This window comes from Pontivivens nitratireducens, assembly GCF_014235845.1.
GTDB classification, from domain to species: domain Bacteria; phylum Pseudomonadota; class Alphaproteobacteria; order Rhodobacterales; family Rhodobacteraceae; genus Pontivivens; species Pontivivens nitratireducens.
The window spans coordinates 44,424-67,084 of sequence record NZ_JACJUQ010000011.1 but is presented as its reverse complement, the minus strand read 5'-3'; the positions used below and the strand labels follow the sequence as shown (position 1 = coordinate 67,084).

The 22,661-nt window shown below is 63.4% G+C and carries 23 protein-coding genes; 13 read left to right on the top strand and 10 right to left on the bottom strand.

The genetic code is table 11. The features are described from left to right. Positions 1-24: 24 nt before the first annotated feature. Both H1S03_RS12680 and H1S03_RS12675 read left to right on the top strand, forming a co-directional pair. Positions 25-2,271: a xanthine dehydrogenase family protein molybdopterin-binding subunit gene (locus tag H1S03_RS12680; protein ID WP_185804783.1), complete on the top strand. Its 2,247-nt coding sequence runs from the start codon at positions 25-27 to the stop codon at positions 2,269-2,271. Positions 2,272-2,345: 74 nt separating this feature from the next. Then, on the top strand, positions 2,346-3,422 hold the full coding sequence (locus H1S03_RS12675) for an alkene reductase (RefSeq protein ID WP_185804782.1): 1,077 nt from the start codon (positions 2,346-2,348) through the stop codon (positions 3,420-3,422). Positions 3,423-3,523: 101 nt separating this feature from the next. Here H1S03_RS12675 and secA read toward each other — a convergent pair whose 3' ends face one another. Continuing rightward, the gene (secA, locus tag H1S03_RS12670) at positions 3,524-6,280 is read right to left on the bottom strand and encodes a preprotein translocase subunit SecA (RefSeq protein WP_185804781.1); all 2,757 of its coding nucleotides are present in this window, start codon (positions 6,278-6,280) and stop codon (positions 3,524-3,526) included. Positions 6,281-6,530: 250 nt separating this feature from the next. Here secA and H1S03_RS12665 point away from each other — a divergent pair, with 250 nt between their 5' ends. From H1S03_RS12665 to H1S03_RS12655, 3 genes are read left to right on the top strand one after another with little or no spacing between them, the layout of a single operon-like run. After that, a complete protein-coding gene (locus tag H1S03_RS12665; RefSeq protein ID WP_185804780.1) occupies positions 6,531-7,424 on the top strand; it encodes a peptidylprolyl isomerase in 894 nt (297 codons plus the stop codon). 46 nt (positions 7,425-7,470) lie between these two features. Continuing rightward, a complete protein-coding gene (argJ, locus tag H1S03_RS12660; protein WP_185804779.1) occupies positions 7,471-8,748 on the top strand; it encodes a bifunctional glutamate N-acetyltransferase/amino-acid acetyltransferase ArgJ in 1,278 nt (425 codons plus the stop codon). After that, entirely contained in the window at positions 8,745-9,155 is a 411-nt protein-coding gene (locus tag H1S03_RS12655) for a (deoxy)nucleoside triphosphate pyrophosphohydrolase (RefSeq protein ID WP_185804778.1), read from the top strand. The genes argJ and H1S03_RS12655 overlap by 4 nt, the downstream gene beginning before the upstream one ends. Here H1S03_RS12655 and H1S03_RS12650 read toward each other — a convergent pair. Next, positions 9,152-9,493, bottom strand: a complete 342-nt coding sequence (locus H1S03_RS12650; RefSeq protein ID WP_185804777.1) for an aminotransferase-like domain-containing protein — start codon at positions 9,491-9,493, stop codon at positions 9,152-9,154. The two genes, H1S03_RS12655 and H1S03_RS12650, sit on opposite strands and share 4 nt — an antisense overlap. Positions 9,494-9,817: 324 nt before the next feature. Between H1S03_RS12650 and H1S03_RS17655 the strand changes: the two genes are divergently transcribed. Beyond that, the gene (locus H1S03_RS17655) at positions 9,818-9,943 is read left to right on the top strand and encodes a hypothetical protein (protein ID WP_283810362.1); all 126 of its coding nucleotides are present in this window, start codon (positions 9,818-9,820) and stop codon (positions 9,941-9,943) included. A gap of 81 nt (positions 9,944-10,024) precedes the next feature. Here the strand turns inward: H1S03_RS17655 and hemH are convergent, their stop codons facing one another. Together hemH and H1S03_RS12640 are read right to left on the bottom strand one after the other, a co-directional pair. Beyond that, positions 10,025-11,104 (bottom strand): ferrochelatase, encoded by a 1,080-nt coding sequence (hemH, locus tag H1S03_RS12645; protein ID WP_185804776.1) that lies wholly within the window; start codon positions 11,102-11,104, stop codon positions 10,025-10,027. Positions 11,105-11,218: 114 nt separating this feature from the next. Continuing rightward, positions 11,219-12,043 (bottom strand): methyltransferase domain-containing protein, encoded by an 825-nt coding sequence (locus tag H1S03_RS12640; RefSeq protein WP_185804775.1) that lies wholly within the window; start codon positions 12,041-12,043, stop codon positions 11,219-11,221. On the opposite strand from H1S03_RS12640, the gene H1S03_RS12635 reads away from it, so the two are divergent. From H1S03_RS12635 to H1S03_RS12610, 6 genes are all read left to right on the top strand, one after another. Beyond that, positions 12,008-12,835, top strand: a complete 828-nt coding sequence (locus H1S03_RS12635; protein WP_249777911.1) for a ComF family protein — start codon at positions 12,008-12,010, stop codon at positions 12,833-12,835. The genes H1S03_RS12640 and H1S03_RS12635 overlap by 36 nt on opposite strands. Then, positions 12,832-13,086, top strand: a complete 255-nt coding sequence (gene grxC, locus H1S03_RS12630) for a glutaredoxin 3 (protein ID WP_185804773.1) — start codon at positions 12,832-12,834, stop codon at positions 13,084-13,086. The genes H1S03_RS12635 and grxC overlap by 4 nt, the downstream gene beginning before the upstream one ends. Positions 13,087-13,091: 5 nt before the next feature. Then, positions 13,092-13,919, top strand: coding sequence for a carbon-nitrogen hydrolase family protein (locus tag H1S03_RS12625; RefSeq protein ID WP_185804842.1), 828 nt, complete (start codon positions 13,092-13,094; stop codon positions 13,917-13,919). Continuing rightward, positions 13,916-14,356, top strand: a complete 441-nt coding sequence (locus tag H1S03_RS12620) for a MarR family winged helix-turn-helix transcriptional regulator (protein ID WP_166187343.1) — start codon at positions 13,916-13,918, stop codon at positions 14,354-14,356. Before H1S03_RS12625 ends, H1S03_RS12620 begins: the two co-directional genes overlap by 4 nt. A gap of 147 nt (positions 14,357-14,503) precedes the next feature. Then, positions 14,504-15,657, top strand: a protein-coding gene (locus H1S03_RS12615; RefSeq protein WP_430700912.1) for an IS3 family transposase whose coding sequence is annotated in 2 segments (ribosomal slippage) — positions 14,504-14,756 and positions 14,756-15,657 — 1,155 coding nt in all. Because the reading frame shifts where the segments join, the coding sequence is not laid out codon by codon here. 180 nt (positions 15,658-15,837) lie between these two features. Next, a complete protein-coding gene (locus H1S03_RS12610) occupies positions 15,838-16,812 on the top strand; it encodes an agmatinase (RefSeq protein WP_185804772.1) in 975 nt (324 codons plus the stop codon). On the opposite strand, the gene H1S03_RS12605 is transcribed toward H1S03_RS12610, so the two are convergent. From H1S03_RS12605 to coxB, 6 genes are all read right to left on the bottom strand, one after another. Further along, a complete protein-coding gene (locus H1S03_RS12605; RefSeq protein WP_185804771.1) occupies positions 16,809-17,471 on the bottom strand; it encodes an SURF1 family protein in 663 nt (220 codons plus the stop codon). The genes H1S03_RS12610 and H1S03_RS12605 overlap by 4 nt on opposite strands. 77 nt (positions 17,472-17,548) lie before the next feature. Next, entirely contained in the window at positions 17,549-18,355 is an 807-nt protein-coding gene (locus H1S03_RS12600; protein ID WP_166187349.1) for a cytochrome c oxidase subunit 3, read from the bottom strand. A gap of 1 nt (position 18,356) precedes the next feature. Then, on the bottom strand, positions 18,357-18,926 hold the full coding sequence (locus tag H1S03_RS12595) for a cytochrome c oxidase assembly protein (RefSeq protein WP_166187351.1): 570 nt from the start codon (positions 18,924-18,926) through the stop codon (positions 18,357-18,359). Further along, positions 18,923-19,117, bottom strand: coding sequence for a hypothetical protein (locus H1S03_RS12590; RefSeq protein WP_166187353.1), 195 nt, complete (start codon positions 19,115-19,117; stop codon positions 18,923-18,925). Before H1S03_RS12590 ends, H1S03_RS12595 begins: the two co-directional genes overlap by 4 nt. Before the next feature lie 9 nt (positions 19,118-19,126). Further along, positions 19,127-20,086: a heme o synthase gene (locus H1S03_RS12585; RefSeq protein ID WP_185804770.1), complete on the bottom strand. Its 960-nt coding sequence runs from the start codon at positions 20,084-20,086 to the stop codon at positions 19,127-19,129. A 90-nt stretch (positions 20,087-20,176) separates the two neighbouring features. Continuing rightward, a complete protein-coding gene (gene coxB / locus H1S03_RS12580) occupies positions 20,177-21,040 on the bottom strand; it encodes a cytochrome c oxidase subunit II (protein ID WP_185804769.1) in 864 nt (287 codons plus the stop codon). Between the two features lie 172 nt (positions 21,041-21,212). Here coxB and tldD point away from each other — a divergent pair, with 172 nt between their 5' ends. Then, the gene (tldD, locus tag H1S03_RS12575) at positions 21,213-22,637 is read left to right on the top strand and encodes a metalloprotease TldD (protein WP_185804768.1); all 1,425 of its coding nucleotides are present in this window, start codon (positions 21,213-21,215) and stop codon (positions 22,635-22,637) included. The last annotated feature ends 24 nt before the right edge of the window (positions 22,638-22,661 follow it).

Below are 22,661 nucleotides of genomic sequence, written 5' to 3'. Positions count from 1 at the left end.
ACCTGGGAAATCGGAGGAAATCGCATGAAATTCGGCATCGGTCAGGCGGTGAAGCGCACCGAAGATCCACGATTTTTGACGGGTCGCGGGCAATACGTCGATGATATCGACCTGCCCGAAATGCTGTTTGCGCAGGTCGTCCGGTCCGATTTCGCGGCTGGAAGGCTGCTCGGGGTCGATGCGGAGGAAGCGCGGCGAATGCCCGGGGTCGCACTGGTCTACACCGCTGCCGACATTGCGGGGCGGCTGGCGCCGATCAGTGCGGGCATGGGCATGGTGCAGGCCGACGGCAGCCCGTTCGTGGATGTACCGCACCCGCATCTGGCCGAAGACACCGTCGCCTATGTCGGACAGCCGGTTGCGATCGTTTTCGCGCACAGCCGCCAAGCCGCCCTGGATGCGGCGGAGGCTGTCGCGGTTGGAATCGAGCCCTCAGACGCCGTTGTCAGCGCGCAGGACGCCCTGCATGCCGCCCCCATTCACGAGGGGCTGGAGGGCAACCGTATTTACCGGTGGGAGGTCGGCGATCCCGATGCGGTTGCCCGGGCCTTTGACAATGCGCATATCGTGCAACTTGACGTTCGCAACCAGCGCCTCGCCGTGACGCCGATCGAGCCGCGCGGCATCGTCGTGCGATACGATGCGCAGGGCTGGGAAATCTGGGTTTCCAACCAGGGGGTGCATTCGGCGCGCAGCGATATCGCCCGCGATCTGCGCACCACGCCCGACCGGTTGCGCGTGCACGCGCCCGATGTGGGCGGCGGCTTCGGGATGAAGCTGATCGACCACCCGGAATACGCCCTGTGTGCCCTTGCCGCGCAGCAGACCGGCCGCCCCGTCAAGTGGACATCGACCCGTGCCGAAGCATTGCTCAGCGATGTCCAGGCCCGCGATCTGATGACACGCGCCGAAGCGGCATTCGACCCGGACGGCACGTTGCTGGGCCTGCGTTGGCGCTCCACCTCGAATGTCGGCGCATTCACGCCGGGTTTCGGCGCGGGGGTGCACACATCCTTTTCCGCCCACCTGATCGGCGGTGTCTACGATGTGCGCGCGGTGCATCACGTGGTCGAAGGTGTGGTGACCAACACGACTCCCGTCGATGCCTATCGTGGTGCGGGCAAGCCCGAAGTCCTGCACGTGATGGAACGTCTGATGAGCACGGCCGCGCGCGAACTGGGGCTGGATCAGGTCGCCATACGCCAGCGCAACCTGATCCGCCCCGATCAGATCCCCTATCGCACGGCCGGCGGTGTGGATTTCGACGCGATCGACGCGCCCGCGATCCTGAACCGGGCCGCCGAACTGGCGGATGTGGCCGGGTTCGACGCCCGCGCGCGCGGCAAGCTGGCCGGACTGGGCGTTGCGTATTACTACGAACGCACCGGCGGTGGCCCGGTTGAGATGGCGACCATCCACATCGCAGCGGATGGCGCGATCACCGCCGATGTGGGCACCGAATCCGCAGGTCAGGGGCATGAAACCGCCTGGGCTCAGATCGTCGCCAACCAACTGGGCGTCCCGTTCGAGGCCATCACTGTGCGCCGCGGCGACACCGGATCCTTGCCCCGGGGCAGCGGCACCGGTGGCTCACGCTCCGCCGTGCAGGCCAGCCGCTCGTTTCTGATCGCGGCGAAGGATGTCGTGGAACAGGCGCTGATCCGGGCGGAGGATTTGCTGGAAGTCGCGCGCACCGATCTGGAATTTCGCGACGGCACTGTGCGCGTCACCGGCACCGACCGCGCGATGACCTTGATCGAAATCGCGGCGCAGTCCGGCCCTCTCGACGGTGTCGGTGAGGTCGATTCCGTGGTCACCACCACCCCCAACGGCGCCCATATCGCCGAGGTTGAGGTCGACCCGGAAACCGGGCATGTTACGCTGACCCGCTATAGCGTGGTGGACGATTTCGGCAATGTCATCAACCCGATGATCGTCACCGGGCAGGTGCATGGCGGCGTGGCGCAGGGTGCGGGACAGGTCCTGTGCGAGGAGATGATCCGCGATGCCGACGGACAGCCGCTGTCGGGCAGCTTCATGGATTACGCCATGCCCCGCGCCGCCGATCTGCCCATGATCGACGTCGAACTGGTGAGCGTGCCGACACCGTCCAATCCCCTCGGCCTCAAGGGATGTGGTGAGGCTGGCGCGGTCGCCGCCGTGGGTGCCGTGGCCAATGCGGTGGAGGATGCGCTGGCCCGCGCCGGGGCCGCCCCATGCATGCCGCCCTACACGCCGGGACGGGTCTGGTCCGCATTACACCGGATTTGAGAACGACGTGTTTCCTTTGCAAAGCGCGATCCACCCCCCAAGTGTGGTGCCGCTACATGTGCAAGGAGCTAAGCATGACCAAGTTGTTCGATCCAATCACCGTGGGTGATGTAACACTCGCCAACCGCATTCTGATGGCGCCCCTCACCCGCAACCGGGCCCGGGCCGAGGATGACGCCCCCTACGACATCCACGCCGACTACTACGCCCAGCGGGCGGGTGCTGGCCTGATCATCACAGAGGCGACGCAGATCTCGCCCGAGGGCAAGGGCTACGCCTGGACCCCGGGCATCCACTCCAAGGCGCAGATCGACGGCTGGAAGGCCGTGACCGACGCCGTTCATGCCAAGGGCGGCAAGATCGCGCTGCAATTGTGGCATGTGGGCCGCATCTCGCACACATCCTTGCAACCGGACGGTCAGGCGCCGGTCGCGCCCTCGGCCATCGCCGCGCAGGCCCAGACCTTCGACGGCAAGGGCTTCGTCGACACCTCAACCCCTCGCGCACTCGAAACCTCCGAGATTCCGCGCCTGATTCAGGAATACCGCACCGCCGCGCGCAATGCGATGGACGCGGGCTTCGACATGGTCGAGGTCCACGCAGGCAATGGCTATCTGCTGGACCAGTTCCTCAAGGATGGCGCGAACAAGCGCGAGGACGCCTATGGCGGGTCGGTCGAAAACCGGGTGCGACTGCTGCGCGAGGTTCTGACGGCCGTGGCGGATGAGGTCGGCGCAGGCCGCACCGGCGTGCGGTTCTCTCCGTTCTCGAACGCAAACGCGATTTCTGACAGCGATCCGATGGCGACCTTCAGCGCCGCGATGGATGCGGCCGAGGAGGTGGGCATCGCCTACGTGCACATGGTCGAGGGCCAGACTGGCGGCAGCCGCGAATTGGACGAGGGGTTGAGCATCGAGGCGCTCAAGTCCCGGTATTCAGGCACCTATATCGCCAATAACGGCTATAATCGCGACATGGCGATCGAGGCGGTGGACAGTGGCAAGGCCGATGCTGTGGCCTTCGGCGTGCCTTTCATCGCCAATCCCGACCTGCCCGAGCGTCTGCGCCAGAACGCGCCGTTGAACGAAGCGGATCAGAGCACGTTCTACGGCGGCGGGCGTGAGGGATATACGGATTATCCCACCCTGTAATTTGCCGTGATCGCCTGATCGGGCACGATAAACACGAAGGGGCGGCACTGCGGTGCCGCCCCTTGCATGTCAACGCTGAGGTCTAAGGCCCCTGCCCCGGATCACAGTTTGCCGTGGCAATGCTTGTACTTCTCACCGGAACCGCAGGGGCACGGCTCATTCCGCCCCACGACACCCCAGGTTTCGGGATTTTGCGGATCACGTTGATTGCGCGATTGCGGCGCGTTCGGCATGGGATTCGGCATCTGGTTCGGCACTTGGTTCGGTTGGGCGGCGGACTGTGGATTGGTCCCTTCGGCCCGCCCCTGATTTTGCTGGTTCACGCCCAGCGCCTGCATCTTCGCAATGATCTCCGCGCGTTCTTCCTCCGTCAGGATCTGTATGTGGAACAACTGCCGCGTGACCTGCACGCGCAAACCTTCGAGCAGATTGCGGAACAGCTCGAACGCCTCTGTCTTGAACTCGTTCAACGGATCGCGCTGCGCATACCCCCGGAAACCCACGACCGAGCGCAGATGGTCGAGCGTCAGCAGATGGTCGCGCCATTCCTTGTCGATGGTTTGCAGCAGGATCTGCTTTTCGACGGTGCGCATGGTTTCCGGACCGTGCTTTTCCGCTTTGGCGGCCGCAGCCTTGTCCACCTCCGTGGTAATCCGCTCCTCGATGGTGTCGTCGTCGACGCCTTCCTCCGCGGCCCATTCGGCGATGGGCAGGTCGAGCGCGAAGATCTCCTTCACCTGCTCAGCCAATTCCTGCGTCTGCCATTGATCGGCATAGGCGCGGGCCGGGATGTATTCGGAGACGAGATTCTCGACCACCTCGTGACGCATTTCCTCGATCGTCTCGGACAGATCGGTCGCTTCCATGATTTCGCGCCGCTGACCGAAGATCGACTTGCGCTGGTCGTTCATCACGTCGTCGTATTTCAGCAGATTCTTGCGGATGTCGAAGTTGCGCCCCTCGACCTTGCTCTGCGCGCGCTCCAGCGCCTTGTTCACCCATGGATGGATGATCGCCTCGCCCTCACCCATGCCCAGCTTGGACAGCATGGTGTCCAGCCGGTCGGAGCCGAAGATGCGCATCAGATCGTCTTCGAGGCTGAGGAAGAAGTTCGTGCGGCCCGGATCGCCCTGACGGCCCGAACGGCCCCGCAACTGGTTGTCGATCCGGCGCGATTCGTGGCGTTCCGTGGCCAGAACGAACAGACCGCCCGCTTCGAGCACCTTCTGCTTTTCCGCCTGAACGGTCGCCTCGTGCTTTCGCTCCAGCTCGGCAATGGCGGCGGGATCGGTGATGCCCTGCTCGGCGGCTTCAACCTCGGCCATCATCTCGGAATTGCCGCCCAGTTTGATGTCGGTGCCGCGTCCGGCCATGTTGGTGGCGATGGTCACGGCGCCCAGACGGCCCGCCTGTGCGATGATCGACGCCTCCTGCTCGTGGAACCGGGCGTTCAGCACGTTGTGCTTGACCCCTGCTGCGGTCAGCATCTGAGAGATCAGCTCCGATTTTTCGATCGAGGTGGTCCCTACCAGGATCGGCTGGCCCTTGGCGTGGGCCTCCTTGATGGTCTTGACAATGCCCTCGTATTTTTCACGCGCGGTGCGGTAGACCTGATCGTCGAAATCCTTGCGCGCGATGGGGCGGTTGGTGGGGATTTCCACCACGCCCAGCCCGTAGATCTCATCGAACTCGTCGGCCTCGGTCATCGCGGTGCCGGTCATGCCGCCGAGTTTTTCGTACAGGCGGAAATAGTTCTGGAACGTGACGGAGGCGAGGGTGACGTTCTCGGGCTGAATCTTGACGCCCTCCTTCGCCTCGATCGCCTGGTGCAGTCCCTCGGACATGCGGCGGCCGGTCATCATGCGGCCGGTAAATTCGTCGATCAGCACCACCTCGTCGTTCTTGACGATATAGTCCTTGTCGCGGGCGAACAGCTTGTGCGCGCGCAGGGCTTGGGTGACGTGATGCACGATGGTGGTGGATTCCGGATCGTAGAGGGTTGCCTCCCCCTCGATCAGACCGGCTTCCTTCAGCTTGTCCTCCAGAAACTCGTTGCCTTCCTCGGTCAGAGTGGCGGAGCGGGCTTTCTCATCCAGCTCGTAATGCTCATCGGTCAGATCGGGAATGAATTTGTCGAGCGTGATATACAGCTCGGATCGGTCCTGCGTCGGGCCCGAGATGATCAGCGGCGTGCGCGCCTCGTCGATCAGGATCGAATCAACCTCATCCACGATGGCGAAGAAGTGATCGCGCTGCACCATCTGGTCGACGCTGGTCTTCATGTTGTCGCGCAGATAATCGAAGCCCAGCTCGTTGTTCGTCGCATAGACGACATCGCAGGCATAGGCCTTCTGCTTGGCCGGCTCATCCATGCCGGGGACCACGACGCCGACGCTCAGCCCCATCCAGTTATACAGCTTTGCCATCCACTCCGCATCGCGGCGGGCGAGGTAGTCGTTGACGGTGACGACATGCACGCCCCGCTTGGTCAGCGCGTTTAGGTAGACGGGCAGCGTCGCCATCAGCGTCTTGCCCTCACCGGTCTTCATCTCGGAAATATTGCCCTGATGCAGGAAGATGCCGCCGATCAACTGCACGTCGAACGGGCGCATTCCCAGCGCGCGCACGGCCCCCTCGCGCATTGCGGCGAACGCCTCGGGCAGCAGGGCGTCCAGAGTCTCGCCCCCGTTGTGCCGCTCGATGAAGTCCTGCGTCTTTGCCTTCAGCGCGGTGTCATCCAGCGCCTGCATCGCGGCCTCGTGGCCGTTGATCTGATCGACGAGTGATCGCACGCTTTTGACCTTGCGGTCATTGGCGGTGCCGAACACCTTTTTCGCCACCGTTGCCAGTCCCAGCATAGAGTATCCTCGCGTCTCGTCCTGCGGCCAGGCCGCCCGCGTCGTTCACCAAACTGATACCAACGGGTGGTTGCCCGACAGCGATCGACAATCTAGGTTGGCGCGGCGGCGGTGCGGCTGGCCCTAAAAGCTGATCGGGATGTAAGTCCCGCACCTGACACTGTCAACGTTACCGGCACCGGGCTGAACCGCTGCCGCGCTCTATTTCAGGAAGACCGCTCCGGTCGATACCGAGCAGTTCGGAGAACTTATGAACAAGCTGATTGCACCTTACGCGATTGCATTCGCCCTCACCCTGTCGGGCACCGCCTTCGCACAGGATACGACGACCCCCGCCCAGGAAACCCCTGAGGTTACCACGGATTACGATCTGGATACTGTTGTCGCCACCGTCGATGGCGTCGACATCACGGTCGCCCATGTCATCGCCGTGCGCGACCGCCTGCCGGAGAATTACCGTTCCTTGCCGCCCGAGGTTCTGTTCCCCGGTCTGGTCGATCAGTTGATCGATCAACAGCTTCTGGCCGAGGCCGCGAAGGAAACCGGCGCCGCCGAGACGCGCCGCGTCCGCGTCCAGCTCGACAACGAACGCCGCGGCGTCCTGTCGAACGAGACGATCGCATCCGTCCTTGAGGATGCCGTGACCGAGGACAAGATCACCTCCGCATACGAGGCGTTGACCGCCGAGATGACGCGCACCACGGAATACAATGCCTCCCATATCCTGCTGGAGACGGAGGAGGAGGCCCTCGAAGTGGTCGCGGCCCTGAACGACGGCGGTGACTTCGAAACGTTGGCTCAGGAACGCTCCACCGGCCCGTCCGGCCCGACAGGTGGCGAATTGGGCTGGTTCGGTCCGGGCCAGATGGTTCCCGAGTTCGATGCGGCGGTTCAGTCGCTGGAGGTGGGCACCGTGTCGGAGCCTGTGCAGACTCAGTTCGGCTGGCACGTCATCGTCGTGAACGAAACCCGGCTCAGCCCCCTGCCCCCGTTGGAGCAGATCCGGCCCGAGATCGTGGGTCAGCTCAATCAGGACGCGCTTCAGGCGCATATCGACAGCCTGCGTGAGGGCGCGGACATTACGACGCCCGAGGTCGCAATTTCGCCCGAGGCGATCACGACCCTTGATCTGACGAACGAATGACCTCAATCCTCCCGGACAAAGCATCAGTCGCGTCCGGGAGGACACCATGACCACGATCACCCGTCTCTTGCCCCGGACCCCCCGGGCGAATGCAGGCCCGCTCGCCCCGACTGAGGGCGCGACCGCCCTGCCCGTCATCGACGGCGTACGCCTGTCCGCAGTGGCGGCCGGTGTGCGCTATTCCGGCAGGCTGGATGTCATGCTGGCCGAGATTTGCGCCGGGGCGTCCATCGCTGGCGTCTTCACCAAATCCTCCACCCGCTCCGCCCCGGTCCTGATGTGTCAGGAACATCTGGCGAAGTTCGATGGCAGCGCCGGCACCGCGGCGATTCTGGTGAACTCCGGCAATTCCAACGCCTTCACGGGCAAGAACGGCTTCGACGCCACGCAGACATTGGCGGAGCGGACGGCCGCCGCGCTTGGTTGCCCTGCGACCCATGTCTTTCCCGCCTCCACCGGCGTGATCGGTGAGCCGCTGCCGCATGAGCGCATCACCGCCAAGCTGGATGAGCTGGTCTCCACCCTCTCCCCCGATGCGGGTGCGGACGCCGCTGCAGCGATCATGACGACCGACACTTATGTGAAGGGGGCCTTCTGCACCGTCGATCTGGGGGCGGAGGTCACCATCTCCGGCTTTGCCAAGGGATCGGGCATGATTGCCCCCGACATGGCCACGATGCTGGTCTATATCTTTACCGACGCCGCAATCGCACAGCCAGTGTTGCAGGCCATCCTGTCCGAACATAACCAGCGCACGTTCAACGCCATCACGGTGGACGGCGATACTTCGACCTCAGACAGCCTCGTCATCGCGGCGACGGGGCGTGCGGGAAACGATCGGATCGAAAGCCGGGACGACCCGCGCGCCGAGCAGTTCGCCGACGCCCTGCACGCCGTGATGCTGGACCTCGCCCATCAGGTCGTGCGCGACGGTGAGGGGGCGACAAAGTTCGTCGCCGTCAACGTCACCGGCGCGGCCTCCGACACCTCCGCGCACAAGGTCGGGCTCTCCATCGCCAACTCACCGCTGGTCAAGACCGCCATCGCGGGTGAGGATCCCAACTGGGGCCGCATCGTCATGGCCATCGGCAAATCGGGGGAGCCTGCGGACCGCGACGCCCTGACGATCCGCTTCGGTCACATGCTGGTCGCCGAAAACGGCTGGCGCGCGCCCGATTACCGCGAGGAAGACGCCGCTGCCCTGATGAAACAGCCCGAGATCGAGATCAACGTGGACATGGGCATCGGTGGCGGGCAGGCGACCGTCTGGACCTGCGATCTGACCCACGACTATATCAGCATCAACGCGGATTACCGGTCATGAGCCAGCCGCTCAGAACCGTTCTGGTGGCCGCCGTCGCCCTGATCGACCCCGACGGGCGCGTGCTGATGGCCCAGCGCCCCGAGGGCAAGAGCATGGCGGGCCTGTGGGAGTTTCCCGGCGGCAAGATCGAGCCGGGCGAAACCCCCGAGGTGGCCTTGATCCGTGAGCTGCAGGAGGAGTTGGGCATCGACACCTGGGCCAGTTGCCTTGCCCCGCTGACCTTCGCCAGTCACAGCTACGACACGTTTCACCTGCTGATGCCGTTGTTCGCGTGTCGCAAGTGGAAGGGCATCCCGCAGGGGCGTGAGGGGCAGGCCCTGAAATGGGTCCGCGCCGACGCGCTCATGGACCTGCCGATGCCTGCCGCCGATGTGCCGCTGGTGGCGCATCTGCGCGACTGGCTCTAACGCAACGCGGCCTGCAACCGCCGCATCCCCTCGACAATATCGTCGGTGGAGGGCAGCGAGAAGCTCAACCGCATGGTGTTGCGCCCGCGCCTGTCCGCATGAAACGCATGACCGGGCACAAAGGCGATGCCATGATCCGCGACCGCGCGCGGCAGGATTGCGGCGGCGTCCATCCCCTCAGGCAAGGTCACCCAGACGAACATGCCGCCCTCCGGCTCGGACCAGCGCGAGCCCTCAGGCAGCGTTCGCGCCATCAGCGACAGCATCACGTCACGCTTGACGCGATAACTGTCGCAGGATCGGGCCACCTGTTCGTCCCAGACATTTGCGGGGGCCACACTTTTGTGTCGGACATATCAGATTTCATGGAAGGAATTTCAGGTCACAAAGCCATACCTATGCGAGGATCGAGTTATTTTCCGTGTTGCACCGCATCAGAACATGAAGCAAAAGCATTGTCAGATTTGGACCGAAACGCCGTACAAGCCTGTCCCGCAAGACTTTGCGGCTGCTCAGACTGCGGCAGACAGCCTACTGCACCGCAATAAAACTACCCTTCATACCAAATTTCACGCAACAATATTACGTATGAAATTGACAGGTCTGCGATATTCACTAATCTGAGCTTACTCGAGGACAAAAACATAACGAAGGGACACCCCATGCTCCGCACCATAATGCTCAGCCGCTACATTGCCGCCCAAGGGCGACTTGTCGAAGTGCTTACGGATGGTCGCATCACGATCCGCGTGGGTGAAAAACTGTTGCAGGGCTATCCGGTAACCTGACCGATACCCTGCCGTTCGCATGAAACTCGAAGGGGGAGGCCAGTCACCTGTGCCTCCCGCTTTTCGTTCTGTGATCTGGCGTCACTCCAGCCAGCCGGCCAGTTCGCGCTCCAATATGGCGGCCATCATGTCGATATGCGCCGGGGCGTCGTTTAGACACGGGATATAGGTGAACACCTCGCCGCCCGCATGTTCGAAGCTCTCCTTGATCTCCTCGTTGATCTCCTCCAGCGTCTCGACGCAATCGGAAGAGAAGGCAGGTGCCATGACGGCGATGTTCTTCTTCCCCTCCTCGGCCAGCCGCGCGACATGCTCGACAGTGTAGGGTTGTAGCCAATCCTCGGGTCCGAACTTCGACTGGAAGGTGGTGACGATTTGCGTCTGATCCCAGCCCAGACGTTCACGCAGCAGGCGCGTCGTCTTCTGGCATTGGCAATGGTAGGGGTCGCCCTCCATCAGATAGCGTTTGGGCATGCCGTGGTAGGACACGACCAGAATGTCGGGCCGCCTCTCCACCTTGGCATAGGTCTCCTCGATCGAGAGGGCCAACGCCTCGATATATTTCGGGTGGTCATAATAGGCGGGCACGGTGCGAATGTAGGGCTGCCACTTCATCTGCATCAGCGCGCGAAACGCCTCGTCATTCGCGGTGGCCGTCGTGGCACCGGCATATTGCGGGTAGAGCGGGAAGAACACGATCCGCTCCGCGCCCTGCGCCTTGACCCGCTCGATCACCGATTTGGTTGAGGGGTTGCCATAGCGCATGGCGAAATCAACGATGACCTCATCGCCGTAGCGGGACTTCATGACCTCGGCCACCTTCTCCGCCTGACTGCGGGTGATGGTCAGCAGCGGGCTTTCGTCACGCTCCTTGTTCCAGATGCCCGCATAGGCCTTGCCTGAGGAAAACGGCCGTTTGGTCAGGATCACCAGCTGCAACAGCGGTTGCCACAGCCAGGGCGAATAGTCGATGACGCGGCGGTCGGACAGGAATTGCCCCAGATAACGCCGCATGGACCAGTAATCGGTAGCGTCGGGTGTGCCCAGATTGGACAGGATCACCGCGACCCTGGCGCGCGGGATCGGCGGATGATCGGCATCGGCATGGGCCAGACGCCCCTGTCCCGGAGCATCCAGGGTTGGCTTGATATCATCTGGCATCGGACCCTCCATATCTGGTGCGCCGTGTGTGACGGGACTGGGGGTCACGGTCAACTCAAACCCTGCACCTCGAACACTGCGCGGGGTTTTGTCGCATGGTCTGCGCGGGGCGGGCTAGTCGCCCAGCGGGCGTTCGGGAACGCGCAGCGCATCGGCAAGGCGCGTCCGGGCCGACCCGGGGCGCAGGGGTTGCTGCTGACTGTCCGCCGGGGCCCAGCCGGTCAGGAAAACGATCTCGAACGTGGCATCGACCCGCCCGTCGGGGCGCGCGAAATGCGTTGCGTAATGGCTGATGGCGGCCATCAAGGTCTCGCGCCGCAACCCGCCACGTCTGCGTGCGGCCATGGCGTTCGTTTCCCCCATCGCGCGCAAATCGCGACACAGGGCCAGCGGATCGGCGTAATCCACAGTCAGGGCCAAGGAATCCGCCACGGGCAATGCCAGATTCGCCCTTTGCAACAAGGCCCCCAGATCGCGGATTTCTCCCATCGGGGCGACGCGGGGGCTCAGCCCGCCCTCGACCGCGATTTCCGCCTCGGCAAAGGACGTGCGCAGTTCGTGCAGGGTCCGCCCGCCGAACAGGGCCGCGATCATCATGCCGTCGGGGCGCAGCGCTCGGCGCATCTGGACAAGCTGACCCACCGGATCCTCCGCCCAGTGCAGCGCCAGCCCGTGCACGATCAGGTCACACTCGCCAACCTTCAGATCCAGCGTTGCATCATCCGCGATGCAACGGCCCGGAATGCCGGTCAACCGGGACCAGAGCGCGGCTTCCGGCCCGATGAAAACCACGTTGGTAAACGTCCTGTTAACCTCTTGCAGTCTTTCTGAAAGCTCATGCGCCGCGGCCTCGTGCAGAAAAGTGGCGCCGCTCGCGCGCTGTCGGTGCAGGGCCAGGGCGGTTTGGTCGAACAGGTCGGGGCGGTCGGTCTGGGTCATGATGGCATCATCTATGCCGCGACGGCATCTGTGGAAAGGGGTGGCGCAATGTTGAGCGCGATACGCGATCTGATCTACCCGCCCCGATGCCTGTCCTGCCCGGAGGAGACGGACGTTGCAGGCGGTCTGTGCGCCACATGCTGGCGCGACGTGCAATTCATCAGCGGCCCGGTCTGCGCGCTGTGTGGCACCCCGGTGGATGGCGGCGGGCGCGCGGCGGACCTGCGCTGCGATGAATGCGAACGTCACCCGCGCGATTGGTCGGCAGGCCGCAGCGCCGTGGTCTATGGCGGGGCGGGGCGCACGGTGGTGCTGCAACTGAAACATGGCGACAGGCTGGACATCGCGCCGACGCTTGCCCGCTGGATCGCCCGCAGCGCCGGGGACCTGATCGCGGCGGCGGACATGATCGCGCCGGTGCCCCTGCACTGGTCACGTCTGGTCAAGCGCCGGTACAACCAATCCGCCGAACTGGTCCGCGCCCTGTCGCCGGACAAGGCCGTGCCGGACCTGCTGCGCCGCACGCGCCGGACGCCCAGCCTCGACGGTGCGACCCGGGGCGAGCGGGGGGCAATTCTGGACGGGGCCATCGCCATCGGTCCATCGCGCGATGTGACCGGACGCCGGGTGTTGCTGGTGGACGACGTGCTGACAACCGGCGCCACACTGGGCGCCTGTGCCCGCGCCCTGCGCGCGGGGGGTGCGGCCGACGTCACGATATGTGTCCTCGCACGTGTTGTGCGCGATGCCGCCGATCCTATATCCTACCCCAACAGGAGGGATCCCCCATGAAGACTGTCGAGATCTATACCACCCCGATTTGCGGGTTTTGCCACGCCGCCAAACGCCTGCTGACCGGCAAGGGCGTATCCTTCACCGAATACGACGTCATGTCCGACCCGGCCAAACGGGCGGAGATGACGAAGCGGGCCGAGGGCGGGCGCACCGTGCCGCAGATCTTCATCGACGGTACGCCAATCGGTGGCAGTGATGAACTGCACGCGCTGGAACGCTCGGGCAAGCTGGACGGGTTGCTGGCGTGAGCTTGCTGCGGGTCGCCCTGGTCCAGATGACGTCCACTGACGATCCGGCGGTCAACACGGCCTATGTGACGCAGGCGATTCGCGCGGCGGCTGAGGGCGGTGCCAGCCTGATCGCCACGCCCGAGGTGACGAACTGCGTCTCCGATTCCCGCAAACATCAAGCTGAGGTCCTGCGCCGGCAGGAGGACGACCCGACCCTCGCCGCGATACGCAGCTTGGCGGCGGAACTTGGCGTTACCGTCCTGATCGGCTCCCTCGCGCTGCTGGGCGGTGCGGGGGGCAGGTTCGTCAATCGCTCGTTCCTGATCGGACCGGATGGGGATATCCTCGACCATTACGACAAGATCCACATGTTCGACGTGGATGTGGACGCGGAGAATACCTACCGCGAATCCGCCGGCTTCGCGCCTGGCGACCGCGCGGTCACGGTGGATGCGGCTGGCACCACGCTGGGCCTCAGCATCTGCTACGATATGCGGTTCCCGCCGCTCTATGCCGCGTTGGCCCATGCCGGTGCGCGGATCATCACGGCCCCTGCCGCCTTTACCGTGCCCACCGGGCGCGCCCATTGGGAGGTGCTGCTGCGCGCCCGCGCGATCGAGACCGGCTCCTTCGTCTTGGCGCCCGCGCAATGCGGGACGCATCCCGGTTCGGGGCGCAAGACCTGGGGCCACTCGCTGATCGTTTCCCCCTGGGGGCGCATTCTGGCGGAGGGAGGCGACACACCCGATATCATCACCGCCGATCTGGACGTGGCGGAGGTAGAATCTGCCCGCGCGGCGATCCCTGCTCTTGCCAATGGAAGGGCGTTCACGGCACCTTCGCGCACATGACCGAAAGCCCGTCAGACCCGCTCGCCATCGCCCTGTTCAGTGAGATCGACACTCTGGAACAACTGGTGCAATCGCGTCTGCAACGCGCCTTGCCCAAGGGGATGGAGCTGTCCCAGTTCTCCGTGCTGAACCATTTCGCCAGATTGGGGGGGGAGAAGACGCCCGCCCAGCTTGCCCGGGCATTCCACGTCACGCGCGGCACCATGACCAATACGCTCAAGAAGTTGGAGGCATCGGGCTGGGTGCACATCCGCCCGGACTGGGATGACGGTCGCAGGAAGTGGGTCACGATCAGTCCCGCCGGTCGCGCCGCCCGCGACTATGCCGTGCAGTGCATCACCCCCCTGTTCGAGGACGTGATCGAGGGGTTGGGCCGTGAGCGCATTCGCACCGCCCTGCCGTTTCTGCGCGACCTGCGCAAACATCTCGACCGCTGAGCCCCCCGACACAGGGCCTGTCGCGCGCCATGATCGTCACTGTCTGTGCGTTCGCATCAGCAGCCACTGAGCTACCCCCCGAAATTCGGACACTGACATAAGCTACGATTTGCAGTCTGCTGATCTTCGACGAGAAGGAGATCAAAGATGTCGAAACGGAAGCAGCACGCGCCTGAGTTCAAGGCGAAGGTCGCGCTGGAAGCCCTGAAAGGCGAGGAGACGGCTGCCGAGCTGGCAAGCCGGTTCGGGGTGCATCCGACGATGATCCATCAATGGAAGCGAGTCCTGCTCGAAGGCGCCTCCGGTGTGTTCGAACGCGGGGGCCGCAAGAAGCCGGAGATTGACGAGGAGCAGGTGAAGGAGCTCCACGCCAAGATCGGGGAGCTGGCGGTGGCCAACTCTTTTTGGGAACGAAAGCTGAAGCCCTGGGGCGGGAAGTGAGGCGCGGCATGATCGAGCCTGACCACCCGGATCTGTCGATCGGCCAGCAGTGCAAGTTGCTGTCGATCGCGCGTTCGTCTTTCTACTACACGCCCAAGGGCGAGTCTGAGCAGAACCTCGGCCTGATGCGGCGGATCGACGAGCAGTTCCTGGAGACGCCGTTCTTCGGCGTCCGGCAAATGACTTGGCACCTGAGCAACGACGGCCACCTGGTGAACGAGAAGCGCATCCGGCGACTGATGCGCCTGATGGGGCTAATGCCGATTTACCAGAAGCCCAACACGAGCAGGCCGACGAAGGGCCACAAGACCTATCCCTACCTGCTCAGATGTCTGCGGGTGGAACGCCCGAACCAGGTCTGGTGCTCGGATATCACCTACCTGCCCATGGGGCGCGGGTTCCTATACCTCGTGGCGATCATGGACTGGCACACCCGCAAGGTCCTGTCCTGGCGGATCTCGAACACGCTGGAGGCCGACTTCTGTGTCGAGGCGCTGAACGAGGCCATCCACAAGTTCGGCCCGCCAGAGATAATGAATACAGATCAGGGATCCCAGTTCACGTCCTTTGCCTGGACGGATCGGCTCCGCCGGTCCAGCGTGCGCATATCGATGGATGGGAAGGGCCGCTTCCTCGACAACATCTTCATCGAGAGATTGTGGCGTACCCTGAAATACGAATGCGTCTACCTGCATGCCTGGGAGACCGGTTCGGAGACAAAGGCGGCCATCCGGAAATGGATGACCTTCTACAACCACCAGCGCCCGCATTCAGCCCTGGGCGGCCAGCCTCCGGCGCTGGTCTACTGGCAGAGAAATGATATCAACCAACCCGATCAGCAGGTGCAACGAGTAGCTTAATTTACGCCAGATCCTGTCCAAGAGATGGGGAGTAGCTCACACAACATGTAGGCGATGATGCGGCAAGGCCGATCCGGCTTGCGCATATCGGCTCCTTTCGATCGCAGCCGCTCCGTGTCAGGGTGGCGGGACAGATCCGGCGCGGCATGGGGCGAGGTCGGCGCACAGCGAGGCAATCACATGTCCGACGCATTCTTTCATCCGATTTCAGGGCAGGAGTTGCCCCGCTTCGCCGGGGTGCCCAGCTTCATGCGTCTGCCGCATCTGGTGCCCGAGAATACCAGGCGCGCGCAGGTCGAGATTGGCCTGATCGGCATTCCGTGGGATGCCGGCACTACGAACCGCCCCGGCCCGCGGCACGGCCCGCGCCAGTTGCGCGACTACTCGACGATGATGCGCCGGGTGAACCCGGCCTCCGGAACTGACCCGTTCGACCTGTGCAATTGCGCCGATCTGGGCGATGTGAACCCCAATCCGGTGGATGTGCAGGACACGCTGGGACGCATCACCGAATTCTACGCCGCCGTCGCGGCACAGGGCATCGTGCCGATGACCGGAGGGGGCGATCACCTGAGTTCGCTGCCCGTGTTGCGCGCCCTGTCCGCCGCCCACGCGCAACCGCTGGGCATGGTGCATTTCGATGCGCACACGGATCTGTACGACACCTATTTCGGCGGCTACCGCTACACCCACGGCACCCCGTTCCGCCGCGCGATCGAGGAGGGCATCCTCGACCCCACGCGCGTCGTTCAGATCGGCATTCGCGGCCCGATGTACGATGGTGAGGATATCGAGTTCGGGCGCTCCGTCGGGGTGCGGATCATCACGATTGAGGAGTTCTTTGACCTCGGCGTGAAGGAGGTCATGCGTCAGGCGCGTGAGGTTGTGGGCAACGGCCTGACCTATTGCAGTTTTGACATCGACTTCATCGACCCCGCCTACGCACCCGGAACCGGCACGCCGGAAATCGGCGGTCCGACCAGTTTTCAGGCCCAGCAATGCGTGCGACTGCTCGACGGGGTGAACCTGATCGGTGCGGATCTGGTCGAGGTCTCGCCGCCGTTCGACCAGTCCGGCGGCACCGCATGGCTGGGCGTGAACATCATGTTCGAACTGATGTGCGTCCTGTCGAGGACGATTGCCGGACGGCGCTAATCCTTGAGCCGCGCCACGACCCAGACGCCGGTCATCAAGGCCCATCCCAACGCCAGCCCGAACCAGGTGATGACATATTCCAGGTGCCGGTTGTGATAGGCGGCCGTCAGCGGAACGGGTTGCGGGCCACCCTCGATCGAGCTGGCCGCGACCGCGATCATGACCTCCTCCGTTCCCAGAACCTCAGCCATCTGATCGACATCGCGCGCCAGCCAGTAATTGTCCTCGACGTCATTTTCCGGCGTGTCGAAGGTTCGCTCATCCGGCCAGTGCAACACACCGTTCAGCTGCGCCGCGCCGATGGGGCGTTCCGCGTCCTTCTGCTCCTCGGGCACATAGCCGCGATCGACCAGAATGCGCCGACCCTCATTTGTTTCAAATGGTGCAATGATCCGAAAACCCGGCCCCGCGATACGCTGTGTGGTCAGGACGTGGATTTCACCCTCGCGAATGAAACCTTCGACGGAAACGGGGACATATTCGTCGGTTGCCTCGGTCGGCGCTTCGGGAAGGGCGATGGGCTGGGCCGACATCATCCGCTCCGTCGTGTCGATCAGATCCTTCTTCCACGCAAGCCGCTGCATCTGCCAAACGCCGAGTGAGATCAGAATCGCGCAACCGATTGCGCCAAACGCCAACGGCCCCAGAATACGTTTCATGCAAACCCCTGAAATAGGACGGAAAACGCCGCGCAAGCTGTGCTGCGCGGCGTCATTACAAACCTGCGATGCGAAATTCAGCCGCCCCAGATATAGACCGCGGCGAACAGGAACAGCCACACCACGTCAACGAAGTGCCAGTACCAGGCCGCGGCCTCGAACCCGATATGCTTGTCAGCGGTGAAGTCACCCCGACGTGCACGAACCAGACAGACCAGCAGGAACACCGTCCCGATCAGGACATGCGCGCCGTGAAACCCGGTCGCCATGAAGAAGTTCGCGCCGTAGATCGAGTTGGAGAACCCGAATGCCGCGTGGCTGTATTCGTAGGCCTGAAACATGGTGAACACCGCGCCCAGCAGAACGGCGATCAGCAGGCCCTGCGACATCGCCTTGCGGTCATTGTCGTGAACGATCGCATGGTGCGCCCATGTCACGGCGCAGCCGGACAGGAGCAGGATCAGGGTGTTGATGAGGGGCAGGTGCCACGGATCGAACGTCTCCACCCCGACAGGAGGCCAGACACCGCCGACGGTTTCGACGCCGGCCGGATAGATCGCGTGCTTGAAGAAGCTCCAGAACCAGGCGACGAAGAACATAACCTCGGAGGTGATGAACAGGATCATGCCATAGCGCAGACCAATTTGAACGACGGGGGTGTGGTCGCCAACCTTGGATTCGACGATCACGTCGGACCACCAGCTGTACATGACGAACAGCACGCCGACGAAACCGATGGCGAACACCCATGGCTGCTGCATGGGGGAGTGCGGGGACATCCACAGGACCGCGCCGAACAGCATGACAAACGCCGAGACGGCGCCCGCGAAGGGCCAATAGCTTGGCGCGAGAATGTGGTAGTCGTGATTCTTGGCGTGGGCCATTTTATCCCTCTTCGTCAGCAGGCTGCGCGGGGGCGAGGCTGACCTCACCCTCCGGAATGTCTATTTCAAAGAATGTATAGGACAACGTGATCTCCTGCACAAACCTCGCTTCGCGATCGTTCAGGATTTCAGGGTCCACATAGAAGGTGACGGGCATCTGCACCGTCTGTCCGGGCTGCAAGACCTGCTCGGTAAAGCAGAAGCAGTCGATCTTGGTGAAGTATGCACCGGCGGAATAGGGCGTGACGTTATAGGACGCCTGACCGGCGATCACACGATCCGTGGGGTTGTGCGCCTCAAAGAACGCCAACCCGGTCTGACCGATCTGCAAGCTGGAGACACGCTGTTCGGGCGCGCGAAACTCCCACGCCATGTCGCGGTTTTTCGAGGCGTCGAACCGGATGGAGATCATCTGATCCAGCACGGTGTCGGAGCCGCGCCCCTCCGCCGTTGTGCCGCCGTAGCCGGTGACGCGGCAGAACAGATCGTAGAGCGGCACGGCAGCGAAGCTCATCCCCACCATGAACACGACAAGGCCCAGCAGGCCAAAGGCTGTACGTTTGGGGCTCATTCGCTCACCTCGGGCAGGATCGAGGGGCGGATCGCGTGGTCGAACGCCTCCATGCTGGCGCCATTGCTCATCTTCACGATGGTGACGGCGAAAACCAGCGCGACGAAGGCCAGCAGGATCAAGAGCACGGCGACGTTGCGGCCCTTGCGGCGGGTATAGATCTCATGGGTCGCGGTTTGGTCAATGGACATGATCGCTCCTCAGAACAGAACCGGCCAGCCGGACCAGCTCAGGTCCAGCGCGCGCAGCATGATTTCAATCCCCAACGCAATGAACAATGCAAAGAGGTATCCGATTGATTCGAGGAAGACGCGAAGCTCGGTCTTGAACTTGTCAGCGGTCGCAGTCGCCTCATCCCGCTTCCAGATCGACCATGCGCCCCAAAGGAAGCGAGCGTTGTAGGCCAGCGCCACGGCAAAGTAGACCGGCCCGCCGACGGAGGTGAATGCCAGCACCATCGCAACCGGGAACAGAAGCAATGTGTAGATCAGGATCTGGTTGCGGGTCGCACGGTCGCCCGCCACCACCGGTAGCATCGGCACGCCTGCCTTGACGTAATCCTCGTTGCGAAAGATCGCCAAGGCCCAGAAATGCGGCGGCGTCCACAGGAAGATCAGCGCGAACATCAACAGTGATTCGAGGCTGATACCGCCAGTTGCCACGGCCCAGCCGATCATGGGGGGAAACGCACCGGCAGCGCCGCCGATCACGATATTCTGCGGCGTCGAACGTTTCAGCCACATGGAGTAGATCACGACGTAGAAGAAGATCGTGAAGGCCAGGAACACGGCGGAGAAGATGTTGCCGAAGATGCTGAGCATCAGGACCGACATGATCGACAGCGCCACACCGATGCCCAGCGCCTCACCCGGTTCCACCACGCCCGACGGCAGGGGACGATTGGCCGTCCGCTTCATTACCGCGTCGATATCGGCATCCCACCACATGTTCAGTGCACCCGACGCCCCTGCCCCGATGGCGATGCACAGGATGGTTGCGAGGGCGATCACCGGATGAACTCCGCCGGGTGCGGCGAACATGCCGATCGCCGCAGTCAGAACGACCAGCGACATGACACGCGGCTTCATCAGCGCGAAGTAGTCCTTCACCTGCGCCTCACCCGTTTGTACGGTTTCAATATCCATGGCGGTATCGGTCATCGAAGATCACTCGCAAACTTAAACTACGCAAATAACAGCGACGAAGGGACCGGGCAGCACCCGGTTCCCTGCAAAGCGCGTGCGCCCCGATCACTCGCGGGCGGCAAGCTGCGTCGTCGCGCCACCGCCGTCAGCATAGCGCGCGACGGCAGCTTCGAGCCATGCGTCATATTCGTCCTGCGGCACGGCCTTGACCGTGATCGGCATGTAGGAATGCGAAATTCCGCACAGCTCGGAACACTGGCCGAAATAGATGCCTGGCGCGTCTACACGGAACCAGGTTTCGTTCAGACGGCCGGGAATGGCATCCAGATGCACACCGAAGGCCGGGATTTTCCACGCGTGGATCACATCTGCGGCGGTCGTCTGCAACTTCACGACTGCGCCGACCGGAACCACCACGGCCGTGTCCGTGGCCAACAGATAGGTTTCCGGCGGATAGCCGTATTCGGCAAGCTCATCCTCGGCCAGCATGAAGCTTTCGAAATAGATGCCCGAATCGGGATATTCATGACCCCAGTACCACTGGTAGCCCGTCGCCTTGATCGTCACGTCGGCCTCGGGGACCTCAAGCTGATCGAACAGGCGCGGCAGGGAAAATGCGCCGATCACGACAAGGATGATCACAGGAATGATGGTCCAGGCGATTTCGATCGTGCTGTTATGGGTGAAGCGGGCGGCCTGATGCCCGCGTCCGGCGCGGAACTTCACCGCGACCACGACCAGCAGCATGGTCACGAACAAGGTAATCAGCGTGATGATCACCAGCAGCATATTGTCGAGGAAGTGGATATCCTGCGCAATGCTGGTCGCGGCAGGCTGAAACGCGATCCCGCCCGGCTGTGGCATGCCGATGATGGGAAGATCGCTGGTCAGCGCCTCTTCCTGAGCGTAGGCGGCACCGCCTGCAAGAAAGCCGAAGAAGGCTGCCGAAAGGGTCTTGGCAAGTTGCATGTGTCGAATCCCGGATCGTCGTCTTGCAACCACGCGCGTCAGGGCATCGCCACTGAAACGGCGCGGTCAATTGATTGCTGCTTAAAACCACACTAGGTGCCTCAGGACAAGGCGGGAGTATGCCGCAAACCGTCGCATGGCAAAACCGCCGCATTTCGACCCAGGAGCTTTCATGAGCACACCGACAGCGCCATTTCGCCCTTTCGAGACCGATCTGGACCCGCAGGCATCCCTGACGACCCTGCGCGAGGCCCTGAACGGCGCGGATGATGGTGAGCTTTTTCTGGAGCGGCGCCGGTCGGAAGTCCTGATGCTGGACGACCGGCGCGTCAAGACCGCGAACTACACCGCATCCGAGGGGTTCGGCCTGCGGGCGGTCCGGGGAGAAATGGCGGGATATGCGCATTCCACCACGCTGGATGTGGCGGCCCTGCGCCGGGCGGGCGAAACCGTACGTCTGGCCATCCGCGACGGCAACGGCGTGGTCGCCGGCGATCCGGTGCGCACCAATCGCAAGCTTTACGACGAGATCGACCCGACGGCGGACGCCGAATTCGCGGTGAAAATCGACGTGTTGAAGCAGATCGACGACTATCTGCGCAGCCGCGATGCGCATGTGGTGCAGGTCAGCGCCTCGATGGCGGCGAGCTTTCAGGAGGTCGAAATCCTGCGCGCCTCGGGCGAACGCTATGTCGATGCGCGGCCCATGGCGCGGGTCAACATTTCCGTCATCGTGGAACGTGACGGACGCCGCGAATCAGCGGCGGCGGGGGGCGGCGGGCGGTTCGGCCTCGCCGGAATGCTGGAACCGTCGCACTGGCAACCTGTCGCGGATGAGGCGTTGCGCGTGGCGCTGGTGAACCTCGACGCCGTACCTGCCCCCGCCGGAACCATGGACATCGTGCTGGGGCCGGGCTGGCCGGGCATCCTGCTGCATGAGGCCGTGGGGCACGGGCTGGAGGGGGACTTCAACCGCAAGAAGACATCCGCCTTCGCCGGGTTGATGGGCCAACAGGTAGCCTCGAAGGGCGTGACGGTCATCGACGACGGCACGATCCCGGACCGTCGCGGCTCGATCACCTTCGACGATGAGGGCACGCCGTCGGCGCGCAACGTGCTGATCGAGGATGGCGTGCTGGTCGGCTATATGCAGGACCGTCAGAACGCGCGCCTGATGGGGGTGGAGCCTACGGGCAACGGGCGGCGGCAGGGATTCGAACATGCTCCGATGCCGCGCATGACGAACACCTACATGCTGGGCGGCGACGCGACCCCTGCGGACATGCTGTCCGGGTTAAAGGACGGCATCTACGCCGTCGGCTTCGGCGGCGGACAGGTGGACATTACGAATGGCAAGTTCGTCTTTTCCTGCACCGAGGCCTACAAGGTGGAAAACGGCAAGGTCGGCCCCCCGGTCAAGGGCGCGACATTGATCGGAGACGGAGCCACTGCCTTGCAAAAGATCCGCGCCATAGGCAACGACATGGTGTTGGACCCCGGCATGGGCAATTGCGGCAAGGCCGGCCAGTGGGTGCCTGTGGGCGTCGGGCAGCCGACCCTGCTGATCGGCGGCCTGACGGTTGGCGGCAGCGCCTGAGCGGGCTTCGCCCCGGTCAGCAAG